This window comes from Halobaculum sp. MBLA0143 (genome assembly GCF_041361465.1).
Taxonomy (GTDB): Archaea; Halobacteriota; Halobacteria; order Halobacteriales; family Haloferacaceae; genus JAHENP01.
In genome coordinates this window covers 1249451-1271799 of the sequence record NZ_JBGKAC010000001.1, presented here as the reverse complement: position 1 = coordinate 1271799, position 22349 = coordinate 1249451, and the positions used below count along the sequence as shown (strand labels likewise).

The 22349-nt window shown below is 67.1% G+C and carries 20 protein-coding genes; 8 read left to right on the top strand and 12 right to left on the bottom strand.

Annotated features, from left to right (window positions below; genetic code table 11):
• Positions 1-63: 63 nt before the first annotated feature.
• Complete coding sequence (locus RYH79_RS06520; RefSeq protein ID WP_370897400.1) at positions 64-1287, bottom strand: phosphoglycerate kinase; 1224 nt, start codon at positions 1285-1287, stop codon at positions 64-66.
• A gap of 214 nt (positions 1288-1501) precedes the next feature.
• Here RYH79_RS06520 and RYH79_RS06515 point away from each other — a divergent pair, with 214 nt between their 5' ends.
• The 5 genes from RYH79_RS06515 (at position 1502) to RYH79_RS06495 (ending at position 6381) form a co-directional block, all read left to right on the top strand.
• The gene (locus RYH79_RS06515; protein ID WP_370897398.1) at positions 1502-2554 is read left to right on the top strand and encodes a hypothetical protein; all 1053 of its coding nucleotides are present in this window, start codon (positions 1502-1504) and stop codon (positions 2552-2554) included.
• A 1080-nt stretch (positions 2555-3634) separates the two neighbouring features.
• Positions 3635-5077, top strand: a complete 1443-nt coding sequence (locus tag RYH79_RS06510; RefSeq protein WP_370897396.1) for an NCS2 family permease — start codon at positions 3635-3637, stop codon at positions 5075-5077.
• Between the two features lie 72 nt (positions 5078-5149).
• Positions 5150-5545, top strand: a complete 396-nt coding sequence (locus tag RYH79_RS06505) for a CopG family ribbon-helix-helix protein (protein WP_370897395.1) — start codon at positions 5150-5152, stop codon at positions 5543-5545.
• An 87-nt stretch (positions 5546-5632) separates the two neighbouring features.
• Positions 5633-5932 carry a hypothetical protein gene (locus RYH79_RS06500; RefSeq protein ID WP_370897393.1) on the top strand — a complete coding sequence of 100 codons (300 nt, stop codon included), beginning with the start codon at positions 5633-5635 and terminating at the stop codon, positions 5930-5932.
• Positions 5929-6381 (top strand): hypothetical protein, encoded by a 453-nt coding sequence (locus tag RYH79_RS06495; RefSeq protein ID WP_370897391.1) that lies wholly within the window; start codon positions 5929-5931, stop codon positions 6379-6381. Before RYH79_RS06500 ends, RYH79_RS06495 begins: the two co-directional genes overlap by 4 nt.
• Positions 6382-6387: 6 nt before the next feature.
• On the opposite strand, the gene RYH79_RS06490 is transcribed toward RYH79_RS06495, so the two are convergent.
• The 3 genes from RYH79_RS06490 to RYH79_RS06480 all read right to left on the bottom strand — a co-directional run bounded on the left by RYH79_RS06490 (position 6388) and on the right by RYH79_RS06480 (position 8454).
• Positions 6388-7938, bottom strand: a complete 1551-nt coding sequence (locus tag RYH79_RS06490; protein ID WP_370897390.1) for a cryptochrome/photolyase family protein — start codon at positions 7936-7938, stop codon at positions 6388-6390.
• Positions 7939-8071: 133 nt separating this feature from the next.
• Positions 8072-8230: a DUF8143 family protein gene (locus tag RYH79_RS06485; RefSeq protein WP_370897388.1), complete on the bottom strand. Its 159-nt coding sequence runs from the start codon at positions 8228-8230 to the stop codon at positions 8072-8074.
• Positions 8230-8454, bottom strand: a complete 225-nt coding sequence (locus RYH79_RS06480) for a zinc ribbon domain-containing protein (RefSeq protein WP_370897386.1) — start codon at positions 8452-8454, stop codon at positions 8230-8232. Before RYH79_RS06480 ends, RYH79_RS06485 begins: the two co-directional genes overlap by 1 nt.
• 149 nt (positions 8455-8603) lie before the next feature.
• On the opposite strand from RYH79_RS06480, the gene RYH79_RS06475 reads away from it, so the two are divergent.
• Positions 8604-9581 carry an aldo/keto reductase gene (locus RYH79_RS06475; protein WP_370897384.1) on the top strand — a complete coding sequence of 326 codons (978 nt, stop codon included), beginning with the start codon at positions 8604-8606 and terminating at the stop codon, positions 9579-9581.
• Between the two features lie 171 nt (positions 9582-9752).
• Here the strand turns inward: RYH79_RS06475 and RYH79_RS06470 are convergent, their stop codons facing one another.
• On the bottom strand, positions 9753-10553 hold the full coding sequence (locus RYH79_RS06470) for a TrmB family transcriptional regulator (protein WP_370897382.1): 801 nt from the start codon (positions 10551-10553) through the stop codon (positions 9753-9755).
• Positions 10537-14511 carry an MMPL family transporter gene (locus RYH79_RS06465; protein WP_370897380.1) on the bottom strand — a complete coding sequence of 1325 codons (3975 nt, stop codon included), beginning with the start codon at positions 14509-14511 and terminating at the stop codon, positions 10537-10539. The genes RYH79_RS06470 and RYH79_RS06465 overlap by 17 nt, the downstream gene beginning before the upstream one ends.
• A 198-nt stretch (positions 14512-14709) precedes the next feature.
• Here RYH79_RS06465 and aroC point away from each other — a divergent pair, with 198 nt between their 5' ends.
• Together aroC and RYH79_RS06455 are read left to right on the top strand one after the other, a co-directional pair.
• Positions 14710-15894 carry a chorismate synthase gene (gene aroC / locus RYH79_RS06460; protein WP_370897378.1) on the top strand — a complete coding sequence of 395 codons (1185 nt, stop codon included), beginning with the start codon at positions 14710-14712 and terminating at the stop codon, positions 15892-15894.
• A 94-nt stretch (positions 15895-15988) separates the two neighbouring features.
• Positions 15989-17374, top strand: coding sequence for an amidohydrolase (locus RYH79_RS06455; protein WP_370897376.1), 1386 nt, complete (start codon positions 15989-15991; stop codon positions 17372-17374).
• A 141-nt stretch (positions 17375-17515) separates the two neighbouring features.
• Here the strand turns inward: RYH79_RS06455 and RYH79_RS06450 are convergent, their stop codons facing one another.
• The 6 genes from RYH79_RS06450 to RYH79_RS06425 all read right to left on the bottom strand — a co-directional run bounded on the left by RYH79_RS06450 (position 17516) and on the right by RYH79_RS06425 (position 22349).
• Positions 17516-18490 (bottom strand): hypothetical protein, encoded by a 975-nt coding sequence (locus RYH79_RS06450; protein ID WP_370897375.1) that lies wholly within the window; start codon positions 18488-18490, stop codon positions 17516-17518.
• Positions 18491-18718, bottom strand: coding sequence for a hypothetical protein (locus RYH79_RS06445; RefSeq protein WP_370897373.1), 228 nt, complete (start codon positions 18716-18718; stop codon positions 18491-18493).
• Positions 18719-18800: 82 nt separating this feature from the next.
• The gene (locus tag RYH79_RS06440) at positions 18801-19766 is read right to left on the bottom strand and encodes a DUF4350 domain-containing protein (RefSeq protein WP_370897371.1); all 966 of its coding nucleotides are present in this window, start codon (positions 19764-19766) and stop codon (positions 18801-18803) included.
• The gene (locus RYH79_RS06435) at positions 19763-20644 is read right to left on the bottom strand and encodes a S49 family peptidase (protein WP_370897369.1); all 882 of its coding nucleotides are present in this window, start codon (positions 20642-20644) and stop codon (positions 19763-19765) included. Before RYH79_RS06435 ends, RYH79_RS06440 begins: the two co-directional genes overlap by 4 nt.
• Before the next feature lie 117 nt (positions 20645-20761).
• Positions 20762-21496 (bottom strand): 7-cyano-7-deazaguanine synthase QueC, encoded by a 735-nt coding sequence (gene queC, locus RYH79_RS06430; protein WP_370897367.1) that lies wholly within the window; start codon positions 21494-21496, stop codon positions 20762-20764.
• 55 nt (positions 21497-21551) lie between these two features.
• Entirely contained in the window at positions 21552-22349 is a 798-nt protein-coding gene (locus RYH79_RS06425) for a 7-carboxy-7-deazaguanine synthase QueE (protein ID WP_370897365.1), read from the bottom strand.

Sequence of the window (22349 nt, the reverse complement as noted above, 5' to 3'; positions counted from 1 at the left end):
CCAAAGAGCATTTTCTAGAAAAATAGTCACTTAGTCTTCTACTAGTGTAGCTGATATACCTTCTTACGCGGGTCCCGTCTCTGTCGCCCGCTCCAACTCCGCCACCCCCACCAACTCCTGGCCCGTCAGCGCCCGGATGTACGCCCCGCCGGCGATCGAGACGTGCGAGAAGTCTGCTTCGTCCATGCCGTACAGTTCGATCGCACGCGAGGTGTCACCACCCCCCACCACCGAGAAACAGTCAGTTTCGGCGACGGCCTCCAACACGCCGACGGTGCCGTCCGCGAACCGCTCGTCCTCGAACACGCCCAGCGCGCCCTTGACGAACACGGCGTCGCTGTCGCGGATCACCGGCTCGTAGTCGGCGACGGTCTCCGCGCCCACGTCGAGGTAGTCCGTCGTCTTCTCGTCGATGTCGGCGACGGCCACCTCCGCGCGGTCGCCGTCGTCGGTCTCGTACGCGAGGTCCGAGGCGAGCCGGATCTGGTCGCCGTACTCGTCGAGCACGCGCTCGACAGTGTCGCCGTTCGCCTCCCACTGCTCGTCGAACAGTTCGGCGTCGACATCCCGGCCGACGGGGTGGCCTGCGGCACGGAGGAACAGTTCGCCCGCGACGCCGCCGAGGAGGAACTGATCGACGCGGTCGCCCAGCGCCTCCATCACCTGGATCACGTCCGTCGCCTTCGTCCCGCCGACGACCATCGTCACCGGGCCGTCGAACTCTCGGGACGCGATGGCGGTGTTGGCCTCGTACTCCGTCTCCATCACGCGCCCGGCGTACGCCGGGAGGGCCCGCGGGAAGCCGACCAGCGAGGCGTGACTCCGGTGGGCCGCCGAGTAGGCGTCGTTCACGTAGGCGTCGAACTCGGCCGCCAGCGTCTGGACGAACGCCGTCTCGGCTTTCGTCTCGGGCGACTCCTCCGGCAGTTCGGCGTCGACCATCCGGCTGTTCTCCAGGAGGAGCACGTCACCCGACTCCAGCGCCCGGATCGCCGCCAGCGCCTCCTCGCCGTACGTGTCCGGGACGTACGACACGTCGACGCCGGCGTGGTCCGCGAGCAGGTCGGCGTGCTGCTCCAGGCCGACGAACGTGTCCCGACCGGGGCGGCCCTGGTGGGCCAACAGCGCGACCCGGTGGCCCGCCTCACTCAGCTCGCGGACCGTCTCGGCGTGGCGGTCGAACCGCCGGTTGTCCACGACCGTCCCGTCCTCGACGGGGGAGTTGAGGTCGACACGACAGAGGACGCGCTGTGCGGCCGGCAGGTCGTCCAGCGTCTGGAACGTCATCACCTCTACTCCCTTCAGAAACGCACTTAGTCTGTGCGCATCTGTTTGTGCTATGGATGCAGTGTACAACATATAGCCATAGGTCCAAAAGCAGTTAGCTTCAAAGAAATGAAAAGATATTGGATGCAAATACTGGAAGAATATATCGTAACAGATATAAAACTGTCTGTACTCAGCAAAAACGATATCTGAGAAGACATACGGCAGACGGAGCGTGGTTGCAACGGCGCTTGGAGCAGCAGTGCCCTTCGGAGTTGGCGTCACAAGTGCAGAACAGGGCGGGAAGCGGGACCTCGCCAAGGCGTTTGCTCGCCTAATCGAACGCCACGGGTCACCGAGTCAAGAGGGGGTCGTTGTTGTTCGGAACAACGATGAACTGTACTCGGAGGGCCAAGTGAGCAGTCAGCCACCGCGGGCGGTTGGTACACCGGCTATCGGAACGTTCTACAAGTTCGAAGACGGCTACACTGCGCAGTACTGGAGCAGCCTGTCCGGGGGTGAAGGCGAGAAGCCTGCAGTCCTTGACGGAGTCGGGTACAGTCCTGAGTTCACCGAGTCTGACCAATCCGCGGCAATGAGGCGTATGGCGGAGCTGAACGCCTCTACCAATGTTGATGTGACGGCTGACGCCACTGCAGACATCAACCTCTTTGAGGGGTACGACAACACGTACAGTTTCTCGTCTGCGTCGGGCGGTGCGACCGACAGTGACGTGATCCCGTTGGGATCAACTAACGAGGACTACATCACCGAAGACAAGGAGGCTTACGCAGACGCCAAGGTCTTCGCTGGTGGGCAGGCGGAATCTGTTGCCGAGGTGTGGAAGACAGTGTCCTCGTACGACTCTGGCGGCGTTGAGTTCACGATTAATGGGACTTGGTCCGGGTCGATGGTCGCCACTCCTGGGTGCTCTTCGACTGGGAAAGTATCTGTGTTCATCCGGGAGGTGTCCGACACAGACAGCGACATCGACTCCGGCGAAATCCTCAACCACACTGCCCCCGTGTACGGTGACTACTGGCAGAAGCGGAGTTCGTACAGCAACTGGGACGGAGCAGACAACACAGTGTTCGCAAACATCGACAAGAACAAGACCTACCAAGTCGGTGCTCGTATCAAATGCACCTCGTCGGCACTGGACCTTTCCAGCCCCCTCCCCGGTTCGGTCCGGTCAGACTTCTACCGTAAGGACGAACCGCTCGACCCAACAACCGGCCGCAAGTTCGTCTCGATCGACAGTATTGAGGTGAACTGGCCGAACACCTAATCCGAAATGTCGTTTCGATCGAATCACCCGTATGTGACCGCGGCTGCCGTCACGTACGCAGCTGTTTTTATTATTTTTGCGTGGAGCATTGTGAGCTTACCAGATCCAACAACGTCGATATTCGTTCTTATCTTGTTTTTATTTATAGGAACCATACTTATTTATCCTATTGGAAAATATATAAAGTAATATTAAAATGATAATAAAATCGCTAGATATTTCTAGATACAGTTTTTTTGTCGCATTCTTTGTTGTCGGGGGGATTGCATCTGCTGCTAAGGTAATAAAAAATTTCTCCCGACATTTACACCTCATGTGATTATCCGAACTGGACTCAGTCAGGTCTTTGCGTACCCGATCCCGATGCCACCAAGTAGTGTCACAAACACTTCCGCACCAGCGCCATGGGTGCACCCCTTATTATTTATGGTTATAATCGGTATTAATATTGTGCTATTTAGCATCAGCGCAGTAGCTGCTACCTATGTCATTCGTCAGGCGATGGTGGCGGCTAATGATGCCAAGGGTGTCCGACGAGACGGAATGCCGAGCTTATCACTCATATACCCAGTTCGATTGTTGGTATACCACGGTTTCGTTACAGCACTGTTTGCGATTCTCAATGTGATCAGTTCTAAGAGTAGCGGAGCAGTTGAACTTCCACTCGCGCTGATAACGCTGTACGGTGTCGGTCGGACGTTTCTGGCCCCCGCAGCTGTCGTTGTCGGTCATGGACTCCTCGCGTCATTCCAGTGGAGTTGGCACCGTAGCCGTGGCCACAGTCTGAAGTTTCCCGTGGTCGCCGCCACCATCGGCATCGGCGGAAGCTTTCTAGCAGACCTTCCAGGGCTGGCCGCTTCCAATGTCAGTCCCATCGTTACAGAGTGTGTCGGGGCTATCCTGGCGACGACCATCTCTGGGACAGCACATGCAGTAGTCGTCGGTGTCGCGGGAAGCCAACTCGGGACCACTGACCTGACGTGATTGTTGGGGTTGTCGTCGGGGTTAGTGTGCACGTATGTGCGGTGATTCCCTGCTGGAAATCACAGAATTCTTCACTTTCGTGTGTAGACAGAAGCTATGGCATCAGGACTCGCCGCGTTCTTCGGGTTCGACGACCACGACACGGACTTCGGCACGGAGGTGACAGCCGGGGTGACGACGTTCCTGACGATGAGCTACATCGTCGTCGTCAACCCCTCGGTCCTCGTCGGGACCGAGGGCGGGAAGCCGGGGATCATCCTCCAGGGGCACAGCTACGCGGAGACGGTCCAGATGGTGGCGGTGGTGACGCTGATCGCCGCCGCGGTGGCGACGCTCGTGACGGCGTTGTACGCGAATCGTCCGTTCGGGCAGGCACCGGGGCTGGGACTGAACGCCTTCTTCGCGTTCACGGTCGTCGGGGCACTCGGGGTGCCCTGGCAGACCGCGCTCGCCGCGGTCGTCGTCGAGGGGATTCTGTTCGTCTTCCTGACGCTCGTGGGCGCCCGCGAGTACGTCGTCAAGCTGTTTCCGGAGCCGGTCAAACGGGCCGTCGGCGCCGGGATCGGGTTGTTCCTCGCAATTATCGGGCTCCAGGCGATGCACGTCACCGCCGGCGACCCGGCGACGTTCCTCACGTTCAACCCCGTGTTCGCCACGGACCCCGTCGCGGTCGTCTCTGTGATCGGCCTCCTGCTGACTGCCGGCCTGTACGCCGCCGGCGTTCGAGGGGCCATCGTGATCGGGATCGTCGCCACGACGCTCGCGTCGTACGGCCTCGCGTCGCTCGGCTTGTCCGTCCCCGGCCCGTCAGTGGCCGGCGGGGTGACGCTGTACACCCCCGCGTCGCTGACCGGTCAGACGACGATCACCTACTCCGCGGCCGCCTACGACATCACGCCGCTGGCGGGGGCGTTCTTGGAGGGGCTGGCGAACGTCGAGCCCGCGAGGTTCCTGTTCGTGATGGTGACGTTCTTCTTCGTCGACTTCTTCGACACCGCGGGCACGCTCGTCGGCGTCGGACAGGTCGCCGGATTCCTGGACGAGAACGGTGACCTCCCGGGGATCGAGCGGCCGTTGCTGGCAGACGCGATCGGCACGACCGTCGGCGGGGTGCTCGGCACCTCAACGGTGACGACGTACATCGAGTCGTCCACCGGCGTGGAGGCCGGCGGCCGGACCGGGCTGACCGCGCTCGTCGTCGGGCTCCTGTTCGTCGCCTCGCTCGCGCTCGTCCCGTTGGCCGCCGCGGTACCGATCCACGCCTCCCACCTCGCGCTCGTCGTCGTGGCGATCATCATGCTCGGCAACGTGACGGAGATCGACTGGGACGACACCACCGCCGCCATTCCGGCGGGACTGACGGTGATCGTCATGCCGTTCACCTTCTCCATCGCCTACGGGATCGCCGCCGGCATCGTCTCGTACCCGTTCGTCAAGCTCGCAACCGGTGAGGGCGGCGACGTCCGGCTCGGACAGTGGGCGCTGGCGGGCGCGTTCGTCGCCTACTTCTTCGTCCGGACGACCCCGGGGCTGGTCTGAACGGCCTCGGACCGGCGCTCGACGCCCGGCGCGACCGAAACGGCGAAACACGCCGCCGCCTTCCGGACGACCGTGCGAACGAGTCTGCGCGTCCCCGACGACCTGCTCGCCGAGTTCGACGCCGTCTGGGAGCGCGAGGGGATCGACTCCCGGTCGCGGGCCGTCCGCGAGGCGATGGCCGAGTACGTCGAACGCCACAGCCGGCTGGGCGACGCCGACGGCGCGGTGACCGCCGTCCTCGCGTTCGACTACGAACACCACGAGGTGATCGGCCCGCTCCACGAGACCCAACACCACTACCAGGACGTGATCACCGCGACGAGCCACGCTCACCAGGGGGAGTGGTGTCTGGAGACGGTGTTCTGTCGCGGCGAGGCCGCTCGCGTCCGGGAACTGCTGTACCGGCTCCGGAACTTCGACGGCGTTCGACGCGTGGAGGTGTTGTCGCTCGTGGCGGCCGAGGCGTGAGGGTGGTGGGGAACGGGTGGTAGTCTAGAGTACATATTTTGTCCTAGACCAATATATTTATGAGGTTCAGGTAACAGCCACCGGTCGATGGGAAACAGAATCGACGAAGAAGACTATCAGGAGATGCGCCGAATCGCAATCTACCACCTGTTTCGTGTCAGTGCGCTGGTCGGGGCGTTCGTCGGCAAGTCTTTCGGCGTACTGATCGCGCTCGTCGTCGCCGGGGCCGTCGACGTGGTTTACCACGGGTCAATGGTCGTTCCGGTCAGAGGCGTCGCCGTCCCAGTCTTGGGGCTGACACAGCTTCTCGCCACCGTCGTTCTTTTGAAGATTGCACTCGAAATGCAGCTGACTGACAACCCCGAGATCGAGGAGGTCCCACCATGACTGACGACACAACCCGAAAGCACGTTCTCCACTGGCCGGCCGAGGGGATCGAACACGGTAGCCTCTCCGACGAGGAGATTCCGACGGACGGCCCCGCCCGAAATCTCGCAACACTCGGCGGCGTCGCCGCGCAGTTCGTCCAACTCCTCCTGTTCGGCTGGCTGAGCGTCCTCGGTTACGACTGGCTCACCGCCGCGGGTGTCATCACGGGGGGAGAACCGTTGGCCGGAATCGCACTGACTGCGGGCGTCGTCGCGCTCGTCGACGTCGCGTCGAGTCGACTGGTCGGCTCGCCGATGCGCGCCGTCAGCGCAGTGGTCGCCGTCGTCGCCGTCTCCCCGCTCGTGATCGCCGCGACACTCCTCGGTGGGGACAGGAGCCTCCCCTGCACCGTCGCCAGGGGAATCGTCCTCGCTCCACAACGGCTCTCCGGGGCGCTGCTCGGGTGACGACCGCTACAACTCCCCTTCGCGCGCCATCGCCCGTACGTCGTCGGCCCGCCCCCGAATCTCCGTCCACTCCTCGTCGCTCTTGTTGTCGACGTGGTTGTACATCAGCCCCATCCGACCGGTGCCCCGCAGCGTCTCCTCGTTCTCCTTCAGGAAGTCCCAGTAGAGACTGTTGAACGGACACGCCCCCTCGCCGGTCGTCTTCGTGTGGTAGTAGGGACACGACCCACAGTGGTCACTCATGTCGTTCACGTAGTTCGCGGAGGAGGTGTACGGCTTCGAGGAGAGCACGTCGGTGGCGAACGACCCCATCCCGACCGTGTTCGGCGTCGTCACCCAGTCGTAGGCGTCGACGAAGCCGAACCGGAACCACTCGTCTAACTCGTGTGGGTCGGCGCCGTACAGCGTCGAGAAGTTGGCCAACAGCATCAGCCGTTCGATGTGGTGGGCGTACCCCCGGTCCCAGACGTGGCCGACCGCCTCGCTCATGCACTCCATGTCCGTGTCGCCGGTGTAGTACAGCTCCGGCAGGTCTCGTGTGGCGTCGAGTTGGTTCGCCTCCGACAGCCCCGGCATCGACTCCCGGTAGACGTGTCGCATGAACTCCCGCCAGCCCAGAATCTGCCGGACGAACCCCTCGACGCTGTTCAACGGCACCGTCCCCTCGCGGGTCACCGTCTCGGCGGGCGCACCCGGCTCGACGCCGCGTTCCTCGTAGGCGTCCTCGACCGCCTCGACCACCTCCAACGGGTCGAGTAGTCCGAGGTTGATCGCCGGCGACAGCAACGAGTGATCCATGGCCCACTCGTCGCCGACCATCGCGTCCTGGTACGGACCGAACGCCGGCAGTCGTACCTCGACGAACTGCTCTAACGCCTGCAACGCCTCCGCGCGGGTGACGGGCCAACAGAACTCGTCGAGGTCGTGGTTGCCCCAGAGGTGGTCGTACCGGTCGGTGACGAACTCGTGGACCTCGCGGGTGAGCTCGTCGGGTTGGAAGCCGGCGGTCTCCGGCGGTGACCAGTCGTCCGGCGGCGTCTCCCGGTTCTCGTCGTCGTAGTTCCACTCCCCGCCGACGGGGTCACCGTCCTCCATCAACACCCCCGTCTCTCGACGGACGTGCCGGTACCAGTGTTCCTGGCGGTAGCTGTCACCACGTCCGTCTGCCCACTCGTCCCACTCGTCGCGGCTGGTGACGAACAGGTCGTTGTCGACGACAGTGAGTGTGAGTCCGGCGTCTGCGGCGAGCTCGTCGAGTCGTTCGCCGGCACGGTGACCCGTGGGCCGTTGGAGGACGAGATCGTCTCCCGGTGCGGCCTCGGCGTACTCCGCGAGGCCCTCCGCGAACGACTCTGCGCGGATGTACGTCACGTCGTAGCCGTCCGCCCGGAGCCGGTCCCGGAAGTGACGCATCGCAGAGAACACCAGCGTCAGCTTGTACGGGTGGTACGGGAGTCGTTCGGCGAACTCGTACGACTCGATCAGCAACACCTCGTCTGTGCTCGCGAGCGGTGCGGCGTCTGTGGACAACTGATTTCCGAGGAGCCAGAGTGTCATAGGTCGTGTCCCAGGGGGAGTGGTGACCGTCGAGACACCACCCCCCGCAGAGTTGACAGTCGTACGGGCGGGACCGACAAAGAAGTTGGTATCGCGCCTGTCGGCTCACCCTGCGTCCGATCCGTCGTGTGACTCACTCCTCGTCTCGCCGTGCCGCCCGCTCGGCGGTATCGAAGTCGCTGACGTTCTCGGCGTCCTGCGCGCGTTCGGCCCGCACGAGCCAGTACAGGACCAGTGGGGCCGCGAGCCCCACGAGCAGGAACACGACCAGACCGACGCCGACCGCCGCCATCAGCCCAGGAACACGTCGACGAGGTCGCTCCCGGCCGACCCGGTGTCCCGGTACAACTCCGAGTAGCCGCAGTTCGTACACGACACCACTTTGAAGCTGTTCGTCTGTACGTCGAACATCTTCGAGAGGCCACCACCGGTCGTGGAAATCTCTCCGACCTCCGCCTCCGTGTGGCCGCACTTGACACAGCCGTCACCGTCGTGTCCGCGTCCGTGTGTCGACATCGTCCGGTCGTCGCCCGGCCAGCGTAAGTGTCTCGTGGGCGGTCTCGCCCAGCGGGATACGGGCGACGAGAGCGGTGTGGGGCGTCGGGTCGCCGCCCCGGACCGCCGGGAGCGGTAGTTTCTCCACACCCTACCCCCACCGTGGAGGCGTGGAGTACACGACACTCGGGAACACCGGAATGACGGTCTCGAAGGTCTGTCTCGGCTGCATGAGCTTCGGCGACCCCTCCTGGCGCGACTGGGTGCTGGACGAGGAAGCGGGCCGGGAACTCGTCGAACGCGCGATCGAACTCGGGGTGAACTTCTTCGACACGGCGAACATGTACTCGCGTGGCGCGTCCGAGCGTGTCCTCGGTGACGTGCTCGCGGAGTACGACCGCGACGAGTTCGTCGTCGCCACGAAGGGGTACTTCCAGATGCGCGACGGCGACCCCAACTCCGGCGGGCTCTCCCGCAAGGCGATCGAACAGGAACTGGACGCGTCGTTGGACCGCCTCGGGATGGAGACGGTCGACCTCTACCAGACCCACCGCTGGGACTACGACACGCCGGTCGAAGAGACCCTGCGGGCGCTGGACGACGCCGTCCGGCGCGGGAAGACACGCTACGTCGGCACGTCGTCGATGTGGGCACACCAGTTCGCCGATGCGCTGCACACGAGCGAGCGACTCGGGCTGGAACGTTTCGCCACGATGCAGAACCACTACAATCTCCTCTACCGCGAGGAGGAACGGGAGATGCTCCCGCTGTGTGACCGCGAGGACGTGGGCGTGATCCCGTGGTCGCCGTTGGCGCGCGGGTTCCTCGCCCGTCCGCACGACGAACTGGAGACGACCGCACGCGGCGAGGCCGAGGCGGAAGCCGAGCGCCACCCGTACCTCGCGAACGGCGGCCGCGAGGTGAACGAACGTGTCGAGGAGCTCGCCGCCGAGTACGGCGTGTCGATGGCACAGGTCGCGCTCGCCTGGTTGTTCGAACAGGAGACCGTCGACGCACCCATCGTCGGAACGACCAGTGTCGAGCACCTGGAAGAGGCCGTCGCAGCCCTAGAGCTGTCCGTCTCCGACAGCGACCTGGCGTACCTGGAGGAGCCGTACGAGCCGGTGCCCGTCAGCGGCCACGAGTGAGACGACTCGCAACATCACCTCGCCGCCGGAACTCACTCGCGGTCGGCGGCCGTCGCCTTCGCCGCCCACGACGCCCTCGGTCCCGTTACTCGTCGGTGTCGGGGCGCGGCAGTCGTCCGACCGCCCGCGAACGGAGAACGATCCACCCCGACGGCCGACGGTGTCGGCCGGCTACGTCTCGAGGTGTTCCGCGAACCACTCGCCGATGAGCGTGACGAGGATCCGGGCGAACGCGGTGTCGTCGCTCCAGAACGCCGTCTCCGTCGAGACGTGCGGCACCGCGCCGGGCAGGACGGAGAGGAGCACCGCGCGTTCGTCGGCGACGAGCACGCGCCCGTTGCTGAGATCGGGCGTCGCCGTCTCGGCGAGTCCGACAGCGGTGACACCGGTGTCCGTCGCGGCCGCCCGAACGGCGGGGTCGGCGCTGGCGACCCGGACGTCCACGCCGCGGGCGTCCGCCTCCGACAACGCGGTCAACACCGCGTCGCCGATCCGGCTGACGTCGGCGGCGCCGTAGGTGAGCTGTCGTTCTGCCGCATCGACCATCGCCGCGGCGCGCTGGGCGACGTTCTCGCCCCCGTCCGTCCGCCAGACGGCCTCGCCGCTGTCGTCGTCGTCGGCGTGCGTGCCGGCGACGGAGTCCACGTAGTCGAACGCCGTGTCGCCCGCCTCCTTCATCCGCTCGAACAGGAGGTACCGCGCCTCCGACACCGGCAGCGGCCGGTACCGCGTCGGGGTGCCGGCCTGCACGTCGATCAGGCCCAGCTCCTCTAATCCCTCGGCGGCGCCGTACACCTGCGACCGGGGCACGTCCGTCACCTCGGCCACCTCGCCCGCGCTCCCGGTGCCCAGCGCGTGGAGGCCGACGAACACCTTCGCCTCGTACGTGGACAGCCCGAGCTGGGTCAGCCCCGCCACCGCGTCGGCGTGGTCTGTGTCGTCACCCAGCGGTGACTCACTCCGTTCCGACATCGTCTCCTCCGTCCGTCTGGCTCTGGCCCTGCCGCGGCTGCTCGCTCGGCCGGTCGGCCGTCGCCTCCCCGTCCGGCAGTTCGCGTCTGTCGCCGCCCTCGCGGAGCCACGCCCGGTAGATCCGGTCGAACTGCGCGTCCGACAGCGCGTCGGCCTCGTACTGCTCGCGGGCCAGTCGGAGGTCCGCGTCCGTCACCGCGCCCGCGGAGACGATCCGTTCGAACAGGTTCGCCACCACGGTCAGGCTCTGGTCACCCTGCACCTCGCGGTCGGCCGCGTCCGTCAGGAGCACACCGTCCAGCCCGACGGTCGCTCCGTCCGTCGCGTCCTCGGCCACCCGGAGCTCGTACTCCAGGGTGGCGCCGTCGGCCGTGTCCCACGCGACGTTCAGCTCCGTGCCGCGCTGGACCACGTCCACCGGCTCCGGCTCCGTCTCGACGACGGACAGCTCCGCGTCTGCACACTCCTCCCGGAGGACGAACCGGCCGTCCGCGTTCTCGACGGTGACCGTCGCCGACACGGTCGTCCCCGGGGCGACGTGGCTGTCGTCCAGTTCGCGGTGGGCCGTCGGCCCGCCCTCGACGACGGACGCCGGGACGAACCCGCCCTCCTCGAACTGGCCGGGCTGTGCCGTCTGGCCGGCCTCGCGGTCGTCGTCCGCGACGGTCGTGCCGGCGTCCGTCGCGGCCGGCTCCGCCGTAGGCGCACTCGTCCCGTCTGTCGTCGCCCCCTCACCGTTCGCTGCCGCCGTCACGGTCTCGGGCGTGTCCGGCTCTTCTGACTCGTCGCCGATCTGGCTCGCGGCCCACTCCGGCCCGGCCCGACGGGTCCAGACGACGAGCATACTCGGCAACACGAGCACGGCCGCCAGGAAGGCGTACACGATGGTGATCGCCGTGATCGTCCCGAACTGCTGGAGCGGTGGGAGGATGGCGAACACGAGCACGCCGAACCCACCGGCGGTCGTGGCCGCCGACCCCAGCAGCGCGCCGCCGGTGCCGGTCACCGCGCGGTCCATCGCCGTCCACACCTCGCGGGTGCGGTCCAACTCCTGGTTGTACCGCTCGGAGAGGTGGATGCTGTACGCCACCCCCAACCCGACTGTGAGGCTCGTGATCGTCCCCGTCACCACGTTGAACGGGATGTCCAGGAGGAACATCGTCCCCAGGATCCAGGCGACGGACAGCAACACGGGCAACAACGTGATCGCCCCCAGCGTCGCCGACCCCTCCGTCAGGCGGTAAGAGCCCATCAGGAACAGGAACACGGCGATCAGCGTCACGATCAGGCTGACGACCACCGTCTCCAGGAGCTCGTCTTGGACGATCTTGTTGAGGATCGCCGTCCCGGTGGCGGTGACGACCAGCCCGCCGTCGTCGTCGATCACGTCCGCCACATCGCGCATCTGCTCCGTGATGTCGCCGCCGGAGGCGCCGCCTCTCACGGAGACGACGACCCGGACCGCCTCGTACTCGCCGTCGTCGCGGGCGATCACCCGCTCGGCCTCGCCGGGCGCCGCCTCGTACAACGCGTCGTACACGCCCGCGACGTTCCGGTCGGGGACGCCGTCACTGTCCGTGTCCGCGGCGGTGAACGTAGCGTTGAACGTCTCGTTTTCCGCCGCAACCGTCCGCATCGTGACCAACGGCGACTCGATGTCCGCCTCGCCGTTCGACAGCGTCTGTGTCACGTCTTTGTCCGTCGCCCGGTCGGCGACCGTCTCCAGTGACGACAACACCGCCGGATCCGTCACGGACTCGCCGCCGCCGGACTCCACGAGGATCTGCGCCTGGGAGTCCTCGCGGACGAAGTTCTCGTTGACGAACTCCAAGTTCGACTTCGCGGTGTACTCGCCCGGGCGTAGCTCCTCGGGCAGTTCGTCCATCCAGTCGGGCGGATCCTCCGCCAGGAAGTCCTCCTGGCTGAAGGAGGTGTCCACCTGGGCGGCGCCGAAGCCGCCGGCCGCGGTGACGACCACCGCGATCCCGATCACGACGAACGGAGCCTTACGGGCCGCCTGCGACCCGACTGCCAGCACCGAGGAGAACGCCCCGCCGCCGGTGCCGAACGCCGTCATCTGACGGTCGAACCCGAACCGCTCTAAGATCTCGTCGGCCTCCACCTTGGCCGCCGGGATCAGGATGCCGAAGATCAGGAACGCCGCCAGGATGCCGAACGAGGAGACGACCCCGAAGTCGCGGATCGGCGCGACCGGGCTCGTCAGGTTCGACAGGAACCCGATCACGGTCGTCGCCGTCACCCACACGAGCGCGATTCCGACGCCGCCCAGCGCGACCGTCATCGACTGCCGCGGGCCGGCGCCGTCTGCGGCCTGCCGTTCCTCGCGGTGGCGCATGAAGATGTGGATGGCGTAGTCGATCGACAGTCCGATCAACAACACCGGCACCGCGATCATGATCTGGTTGAAGTTCACTCCGGCCCAGCCCATGAACCCGAACGTCCACAGCAGGACCGCGGCGATGCCGACCAGCCCCAGCAGGATGTCCACCAGGTCGCGGTACGCGATCACGAGCGCGACCAACACGAACAACCCCGCGAGCGGCCCGACGATCGTCAGGCTGTCCTCCTGGGACGCGGTGATCTCGTCGCTGACGATCCCGGAGCCGAAGACGAGGTACCGGCCGGGGTCGTCGCGCGACTCCACGAGACTCTGGATCGCCAACTGTGCCGTCTCCAAGTCACCGGAGGCCGCTCCCGGCGCCGCCGCCGCACCGTCGGACTTCTGGGTGACGAGGATCGTCGTCGCCCTCGCCTCCGTCGAGCCCGGGTCGTAGTCCGTCGGCAGGAAGCCGAACACGGAGTTGCCGCCCTCACCGTCTTCGGCGAGGACGGTCCCGACGAGCTCGTCCACCTCGGAGCCGTTCAGCGAGCGCAGCTTGGCCGTCTGCTCGGCCAGCGTCGCGTCCGTGGCGTTCTCCAACCCCGCCCGTTCCGTCTCTAACTCGTCTGCGAGCGACTGGAGTCGGTCGGCGTCGGCCTGGAGCTGCTCGCCGCGTTCCTCCAACTGCTCGGCCCGTTCCTGCAGTTCCCGACCGCGCGCCTCCAACTGCTCGGCGTCGGCCTGGAGCTGCTCGCCGCGTTCTCGGAGCCGTTGGCCCTCCCGCTCGACGGCCGCGTACTCCTCGCGCAACACGCCGCGGGTGCCGAGCCGGTACGCCTCCTGGGTCGCCGTCTCGTTTCGCGCGGCCCGCAGCGCGGTCGCCGCACGGCTGTACGTCCGGAAGTCGGTCTCGTTCAGCTCGACTGTGGTGTTCGCGTCGACGGCGTCGAACGTCGCCCGGACGCTCGCGTTCGGGCTCTGTCGGAGCGTCGTCAGCCCGCCCCGCAGCTGCGCTGCCGTCGCGTTCAGCGCGTCCGTCCGGTTGGCCAACGCCCGTCGGTCGGCCGTCAGGTTCGCCTGCCGTTCCTGGAGCGCCGTCCGGTTGGCCTCCAACTGCGCCTGTCGTTCTCGCAGAGCCGTCCGGTTGGCTGCCAACGCCGCACGACGCTGCTGGACGGAGGCGTTCAGTTCGCGGATCTCCGTCCCCAGTTCGCGCACGTCTCGCGCCTCGTCGCGCTGGATCGCCGCCGTGGCGACGACGTTTGCGATGCCGACGGGCGGCGTGTCGTCGACGAGACTGTCGTCGACCGTCTCGTTGTCCCGTAACGCGCGTTGGAGCTCCAACTGTGACACCAACGACCGCTTGTCCAACACGTTGCCGTTGGGCTCGCGGACGATCACCTGTGCCGTGGTGGTGTTCTGGTCCGCCGAGAAGTTCCCCTCGATGTAGTCCAGCTTCTCCGCCTCGACGGAGTCCGTCTGGAACTGGTCCAGCGACGACTCCTGGCTCACGTCGGAGGCGCCGAGACCGATGCCCGCGGTGAGCAACAGCATCACCACGATCGCGATTCGACTGTGATCCGTCACCCGTTCGACGAGCCTGTCGAACGAACTCACGACGACCGCCTCCGACAGACGACTGTGTGGCTCACGGTTGTTATCACTTCGCTACTAACAGGTCGCCACACTTCAACCGCACGGGACGCGGCGAGTGTTACGCAGCCAGAGACACACGACTGCGGGCGGCGGCAGACGGACGGCGGCGGCCGCCGAGGCTCCACGGGGTTTTAGCCCGCGCGGGCCCGACCGAACGGCATGAACGGCAACAGCTTCGGGCGACTGTTCCAGGTGACGACGTACGGGGAGAGCCACGGACCGGCGATGGGGTGTACGGTCTCCGGGGTGCCGGCCGGAGTCGAACTGTCGACGGAGGAGATCCAGAGAGAGTTGGACCGTCGCAAGCCCGGCCAGTCGATGATCACGACGAGTCGCGGCGAGCCCGACGACGTGACGGTCAACTCCGGGCTGCAGGACGGCTACACCACGGGCACACCCATCGGGATGGTGGTCCAGAACAAAGACGCCCGGTCCGGGAAGTACGAGCCGTTCGTGACGGCCCCCCGCCCCTCGCACGGGGACTACACCTACTCCGCGAAGTTCGGCACCCGCAACTGGGGCGGCGGCGGCCGTTCGTCGGCCCGCGAGACGGTCAACTGGGTCGCCGCCGGCGCAGTCGCCCGCCAGGTGTTGGAACAGAGCGACCTCGACGTCCGGGTGGAGGCCCACGTCAACCAGGTCGGCGACATCGAGTGTCCGCCCGTCACGTTCGAAGAGATGCAGGAGCACACGGAGGACAACGAGGTGCGGTGTGCCCACCCGCCGACGGCCGAGGAGATGCGCGACGCCATCGACCAGTACCAGACGGAGGGTGACTCCATCGGCGGCTCCGTCTACTTCGAGTGCCGAGGAGTGCCGCGGGGGCTCGGCGCCCCGCGATTCGACTCGTTCCCGGCGCGGCTCGGCCAGCTGATGTTCGCCATCCCGGCGACGACGAGCTTCGAGTTCGGCGCCGGCCGCGACGCTCGGACGATGCGCGGCTCCGAGCGCAACGAAGACTGGGCGTTCCACGACGGCGAGGGGCCGGTCGTCGCCGACGAGGGCGACCCGGTGCCGGAGGGGAACGACCACGGCGGACTCCAGGGCGGGATCACCACCGGTGAACCGATCTACGGCGAGGCGACCTGGCACGCGCCCACCTCGATCCCGAAAGAACAGACGACCGCCGACTGGGAGACGGACGAGCGCAAGGACGTCCAGGTGGTCGGCCGCCACGACCCCGTCCTGATGCCGCGTGCCGTCCCCGTCGTCGAGGCGGTGTTGTGGTGTACGATCCTCGACTTCGCCATGCTCGACGGCCGCGTCAACCCCGACCGGATCGACGACCGACCCGGTGAGTACGACACCGGGTACCACCCCAGCAGTCCGGGCTCCGAGGAGTGACCGGGACGCCCGGCCAGTGACCGACCGCCGGCTCGCCCGGAGGTGAACGGGCCCAGTCGGCACACCTATGTTGTACTTCTCCGTATACGGACCCGTGTCTACGCTCCGGGTCGCTGGTGGGCGGGTCGTTCTGCCGGATCACACCGTCGAACGAGCGGACGTGCTGATCGACCGAGAGGAGGGGACGATCCGCGAGGTGAGATCGGTCGACGGTGGAGACGACACCGTCGACACCGCCGACGACACCGTCGACACCGCCGCCGACACCGTCGACACCGCCGACGACACCCTCGACGCCGACGGCGGACTGGTCGTTCCGGGGTTGGTGAACGCCCACACCCACGTTGCGATGACGTTGTTGCGGGGGTTCGTCGAGGACCAGCCGCTCGAACAGTGGCTCGAAGAGACCGTCTGGCCGGTCGAGGCCGCACTCGAACCCGCCGACGTGCGGGCCGGCGCGCGGCTGGGCGTCGCCGAGATGATCCGCGCCGGCGTCACCGCCTTCTCGGACATGTACTTCGAGGTGCCCGAGACCGCGGCCGTCGTCGAACAGGCGGGCGTCCGGGCGACGCTGGGCCACACCGCGATCAGCGTCGGCAAGGAGTCCGCGGCGGCACACGCCGACATGGAACGGAGCGTCACGGTCGCCCGCGAGGTCGACGGCACGGCCGACGGCCGAATCCGGGCGACGGTCCAGCCACACAACCCGGCGACGGTCGACACCGACGTGTTGGAGACGCACGTCCCGACCGCCCGCGAGGCCGACCTCCCGCTCCACTACCACACGAACGAGTCGAGCCGGGAGGTGTCGGACGTGGTCGAGGCGACGGGTCGCCGTCCGATCGTCTACGCGGACGACCTCGGGATGCTCCAGCCGGGCGACACGCTCGCACACTGTGTCGACGTCGACGAACGAGAGATCGAGCGACTGGCCGAACGAGGGGTGACGGTCGTCCACAACCCGGCGGCGAACATGAAGACCGCCAGCGGGATCGCGCCCGTCGCCGAACTGCGTGCGGCCGGGGTGCCGGTCGCTCTGGGGACGGACGGCCCGGCGTCGAACAACGACCTCGACCTGTTCGACGAGATGTGTGACGCCGCGATGGTCGCCAAGCTGGCGACCGGGGACGCGGCGGCACTGCCGGCGGAGGCAGTGTTCGAGATGGCGACCGTCGAGGGAGCCCGGGCGCTCGGAATCGACAGCGGACGGATCGAGCCGGGCGCGAACGCGGACTTGGCGGTCGTCGACACGAGCGAGCCGAAGTTCGGGCCGGGCCACAGCCCGGTCACCAGTCTCGTCTACACCGCCGACGGGAGTGACGTGCGACACACGATCTGTGACGGGCAGGTGTTGATGCGCGACCGGACGCTGACGACGATCGACCTCTCCCGGGCGCGACGCGACGCCGAACGACAGGCACGTCGGTTGTTCGACCGGGCCGGAGTGGCCGACACCGAGCCGACGACGACCGTCGAGTAGTCCCGTATCACGGCAGAACGAGGCGAGAACCAACCTGCTCGTCGGTGCGTCGCCGACGGGACGACTGGCTGCCGACGGTCGACACACGACAGGACGACTGGCCGTCGGCGGTCGACACGCGGCGCGACCACCGACTACTCCTCACATGTCCAGGACGGGGGTGTCCTGGGTCGCTCGGACGACGAACACGTCCGCGTCCGTCGCCAGCGACGGGACGTAGACGCTCGTGTTCAGTTCCTTCTGTGCCTCCGTCACCACCTCCCCGACGGGGAGGTACGCCGTCTTCACCGGGACGCCGGAGTCGTTCTTGAACCGGACGGCTACCTCCGCCTTCGCGGAGTCGCCCTGGTTGTGGACGGTGGCTTTGATCCGGGCCTGCTCGCCTTGGAGCTCCGCGATGGGCGTGACGACACCGTCCTCGTAGAAGGCGTGTTCCGTCACGACGATGTTGTCGACCGGGTCGGCCTTGATGTAGGCGAACAACCGGTCGCCCATCTCGTCGACCATCTCCTCCGTCTCCTCGTCGGTGACGAGCGCACTGATGGGGTTCAGCGCCGCCCGCAGACTGCCGGCGATCACCTTCCGGTTCTGCGAGGCGGACTTCAGCTTCTCGTACTCCGTCAGGAAGGAGTTCATCTGGCTGGGCACCTCCCCGTCGAAGTGGTCGCGCAGCTCCCGCAGCTCGTCGTCGAAGTTGATCTGCTTGGGCAACGGCTTGTTGGGGCGCTTGCGGACGCTCTGGAGCTGCTCGGGCTCACTTGGTCCGTCGTCGCCGGCGGCGGGCACCTTCGCCTCGTCGTCGAAGTAACCCAACAGGTCCAACACCATCCCCACGATGAGCGTGACGACGGTCACCGACAGCACGATCCCCGCGAAGTACTGGTTGATCGGCTGTGGGAACGCGAACACGAACACCGCGACGAAGACGACGGTGACGCTCCCGGCAGTGAGCAGGAACGCTCCCAGGTTCGGGCCGGTCTCCTCGACTGGCTCGGGCGGCTCCGTCGGTTCCTCGTCGGCGGCGGCGGTGGTGTCGAGCGTGCCACGAGTGGCACCGCCTCCGTCCGTCACCGCTCGAGTCTGGCTCGACGCCTCGTCTGTGCGCTCCTCACTCATCTACTGTGCCGCCCCCGAGCGGAGATCACCGACCGCGTCGACGACCATCGACAACAGGTGTGAGAACCAGAGCCCGACGGTCACGCCGAACGCTACGCCCGCGCCCATGATGCGAGTCTGCGTGCCGAGCGGTGCGAACGCGAACACGGCCGTCACCGCGCCGAACAGGAGCATCATGAGGTACTGTACCTTCGTCAAGTAGTCCATCCGACTGATCTGCCCGAGCATCGTGTGGACGGACAGATGCGCGCGAGCCGCATAAGCAGTTTCCTCTGGGACAGACGGGGTCCGTCGCCCCGATCTCGGGGCGTCAGGCGCCGAACCGACTCTCGCCGGAGTCGCGCCCGGGGGCGTCGGCCGGCCGTTTCTCGCCGGTCAGCAGGAACTCCAAGACGTTCGACACGAGCACCTCGTTGTCCGCGCGGTAGAGGTACTCGGGATCGAACACGCTGGAATCACCGACGACCGTCGTGTTACCCGACCGCGCGACGACGGTGAACCGTTCCTGTCGGCGCGTGTCCGAGACGGTCGTGTCCGGGCTGGTCGCCACGACTCCCGGTCCGGTCACCGGCAGCGCCGTGTGGAACACCGTCCGGGAGACACCTTCCGTCAGCGGGCCGTCCGCCGTCGGCGTGGCGTACACGTTGCGGTAGTTCGTGTCGTAGTTCTCCACGCTGTAGAGGTACCCGTCACCGAAGCCCATCCCGGCCTGTGACGCCAACGGCGCCAGCGACCGGGTCGTGGTGTCGCGGCGACCGCCGCCGAACAGGAGGCTGGCGATCCCGCCGACGCCCGCGTTCGGCTCGTCGACGATCAGGACCCGCCCCCCGGACGCGGTGAAGTTGGCGATCCCGCGGAGCTGGTCGTTGGTGTACGCCGCGCCCTGGCCGACGACGACGTAGGCGTCGGCGCCCGCCAGCGTCGTGTTCAACGGCTCGTCGCGGGTCCGGTCGTCGAGCGCGTACCGCACCTCGGCGCCGCTGTCGACGAGCGCGTTCGTGAACGGGGTCAACGCTGCCCGCGACAGCTCTCCGCTGTGTGCCGTGTCGACCACGACCACCTTCCCGTCGCCGTCCGCCTCGACGTTCAGGCTCCCGTTCTCGGGCGACGGGGCGACCACCTTGTCCGGCCCGGTGAACGGGGCCGTCGCGTCCTCCGACACCGTCGGCGGCGACGGCGAAACCGGGGACCCGGTCACGAACAGCCCACCGCCGGCGATCAGCCCGAGCACGACGACGAACACACCGGCCCGTGCGAGGACGCCACGGAGGCTCACGCCCCCACCTCCGCGGCCGCGGTGGCGTTGTACGCCTGGCCGTCCGCCTCCGGAACGCCGTACAGCATCAGGTACCGTACGGTGTCGACGCCACGGTACTCACCGGGGCCGGTCGCGGCGACGGTGGTGTTGCTCCCCAGCGACAGCCCGCGTGCCGGCTGTGCCGGGTCCGTGTACTGGACGCGGTAGTCCGACACCTCGGCACGGTCGGCCGCGGCGGCGATCGCCGCCTCCACCCCGCCGATCCCGTCGGCGTAGCCGTTTTCGACCGCCTTCGACCCACTGAACGCCGACGCCTCCCCGACGACGGACCGCGAGACGGTCAGCTCCTCCCCCCGCTCGGTCATCACGGCGCCGACGAACGCTCGCTTTATCGACTCCAGCCGGGTGAAGAACTGATCGCGGGTGAGCCCGCCGCTGGCCTTGTCCGGGCCGGTCGTCGCCGACGGTGACAGCCCGCCGCTGGGAGCGAACGCGATCACGCCGACGTGCCCGACGAGACTCGCGGGCGTCACCAGGATCTCGTCGCTCCCCACCGCGGTGTAGTAGGCGCCGGACATCGCCAGCCCGCCGACGCTCGTCACGACCGGCTTCTCTGCAGCCAGTCGCCGGACGGAGAGGTACATCGCCTCGCTGGCGGCCGCAGAGCCGCCGGGGCTCGACACCCGCAACACGACCGCCGCGACGGAGTCGTCGTCGCGCAGCGACCGGAGCTGTCGGGTCACCTGTAACGCCGTGTCGTCCGTGATCCGTTCGTCCACCTCCACGACGACGACGCGGTCCGGCGACGCCGGCGTGCCGGCGAGAGACGGCACGACGACGGCGCCGACGACCAACGCCGCTATCACCAACACTGTGTACGATCTGAGGGCCGTCACGGCCCACCTGTCGATTGGATTCTGCATTGACGCGTCTGGTGTAGCGACAGATCCAGCGTACCTACACCGCCCGGCACCGTCACTGGCACCGAGAGTCGTCAAAGGATTGAAGTGAGATCAGTCGGCGTACGTCGGCCGTTCCTCGTAGTCGACGGGGTCGGTGAGGCCGGCGCGCTGGAACGCCTGGAGCCGGTAGGCGCAGGCGTCACACGTCCCGCAGGCCGGCGCCTCGGCGCGGTAGCAGCTCCAGGTGTCCGCGAACGGCACGTCCAACTCCGTCCCACGCTCCGCGATCTCCGTCTTCGACCACTCCGTGAACGGGGCGACCACGTCGATCTGCGTCTCCGGCTTCGTCCCGGCGTCGACGACGGACTGGAACGCCGCGAAGAACTCCGGGCGACAGTCCGGGTAGCCGGAGTAGTCTTCGCTGTGGGCGCCCAGGAACACCGCCGAACAGTCGTTCGCCTCCGCGTACGCCACCGCCATCGACAGCAGGTTGGCGTTCCGGAACGGGACGTACGAGTCCGGCACCTCGTCGTCGTCCAGGTCCGCCTCGCCGACCTCGATCCCGTCGTCCGTCAGGCTGGAGGCGCCGATCCGCGACAGGTGGCTCGTCTCCACCGCCAGGAAGTCTCGTACGTCCATCTCGCGGGCCAGCGTCTCGGCGCACGCTCGTTCTTTCGCCTCCGTCTCCTGGCCGTAGGAGGTGTGCAGGAAGTAGAGGTCGTACCCTCGGTCGCGGGCCTCGTAGGCCGCCGTCGCGGAGTCCATCCCGCCGGAGACCAAGACGACCGCCCGCTTCTCGTCGTCACTGTCCGCCGTCGCGTTCGTGTCTGTGTCCGTGTCTGTCATCGGTGTCTGTGTGGTGTGTGGTCTGCCGATCCGATCCGTCCGTCGCGGTCGTCCGTCACGTCCCCGGGGCGTCGTTCCACACGTCGACGTGGATCCGAGGGGTGTAGCGGTAGCCGTACTCGGCCGCCAGCTCCGCCACCGTCTGGCGAGTCTCTGCCAGCCGCTCGCGAGTGGCCCCCTCCGGCATCAGGAGCACCTCCGAGTCCGGGACGGGGACGCTCGCCCGGTCGCGCAGCCGGGCGACCAACGACTCCACCTCCGCGAGGTCGGACTCGTCCGTGACGACGAACTTCAGCTGGCTGTCGTACGACTCCACCAGCCGGGCGGTCGCGTCCAGGTCGATCCGGGCCGCCTCGTGGCGCTCGGCCCACTCTCCGTCTCCCTTCGGGTCTCGCTCCGCGGTCGGCGTCGAGGAGGCCAGCTTCGGGCTGACGCTCGCCAGGTCCACCGGCGCGTCGCGGTAGATTGTCCCGTTGGTCTCGACGGTCGTGTGGTAGCCACGGTCGTCCAGCCGGGCGAGCAGTGTCTCGACGGCGTCGTGGAGCATCGGCTCTCCGCCCGTGACGACGACGTGATCGGCGTCGTGTGACGCCACTGCCGACACCACCTCCGAGACGGTTCTCGTTCCCCCCTCCGGCTCCCAGGAGGTGTGGTAGGAGTCACAGAACCAACACCGGAGGTTACAGCCGCTCGTCCGGACGAACACGGACGGCACGCCCGCGAGCCGGCCTTCCCCCTGGAGGGAGTAGAACAGCTCGTTGATCGGGAGCGTCGGCTCGTCCGCGTCGGCGGGGTCACTCTCGTCGCTGCCGCCCACCGCCAACTCCGCCGCCGGGTCCGACTCCACGGGCAC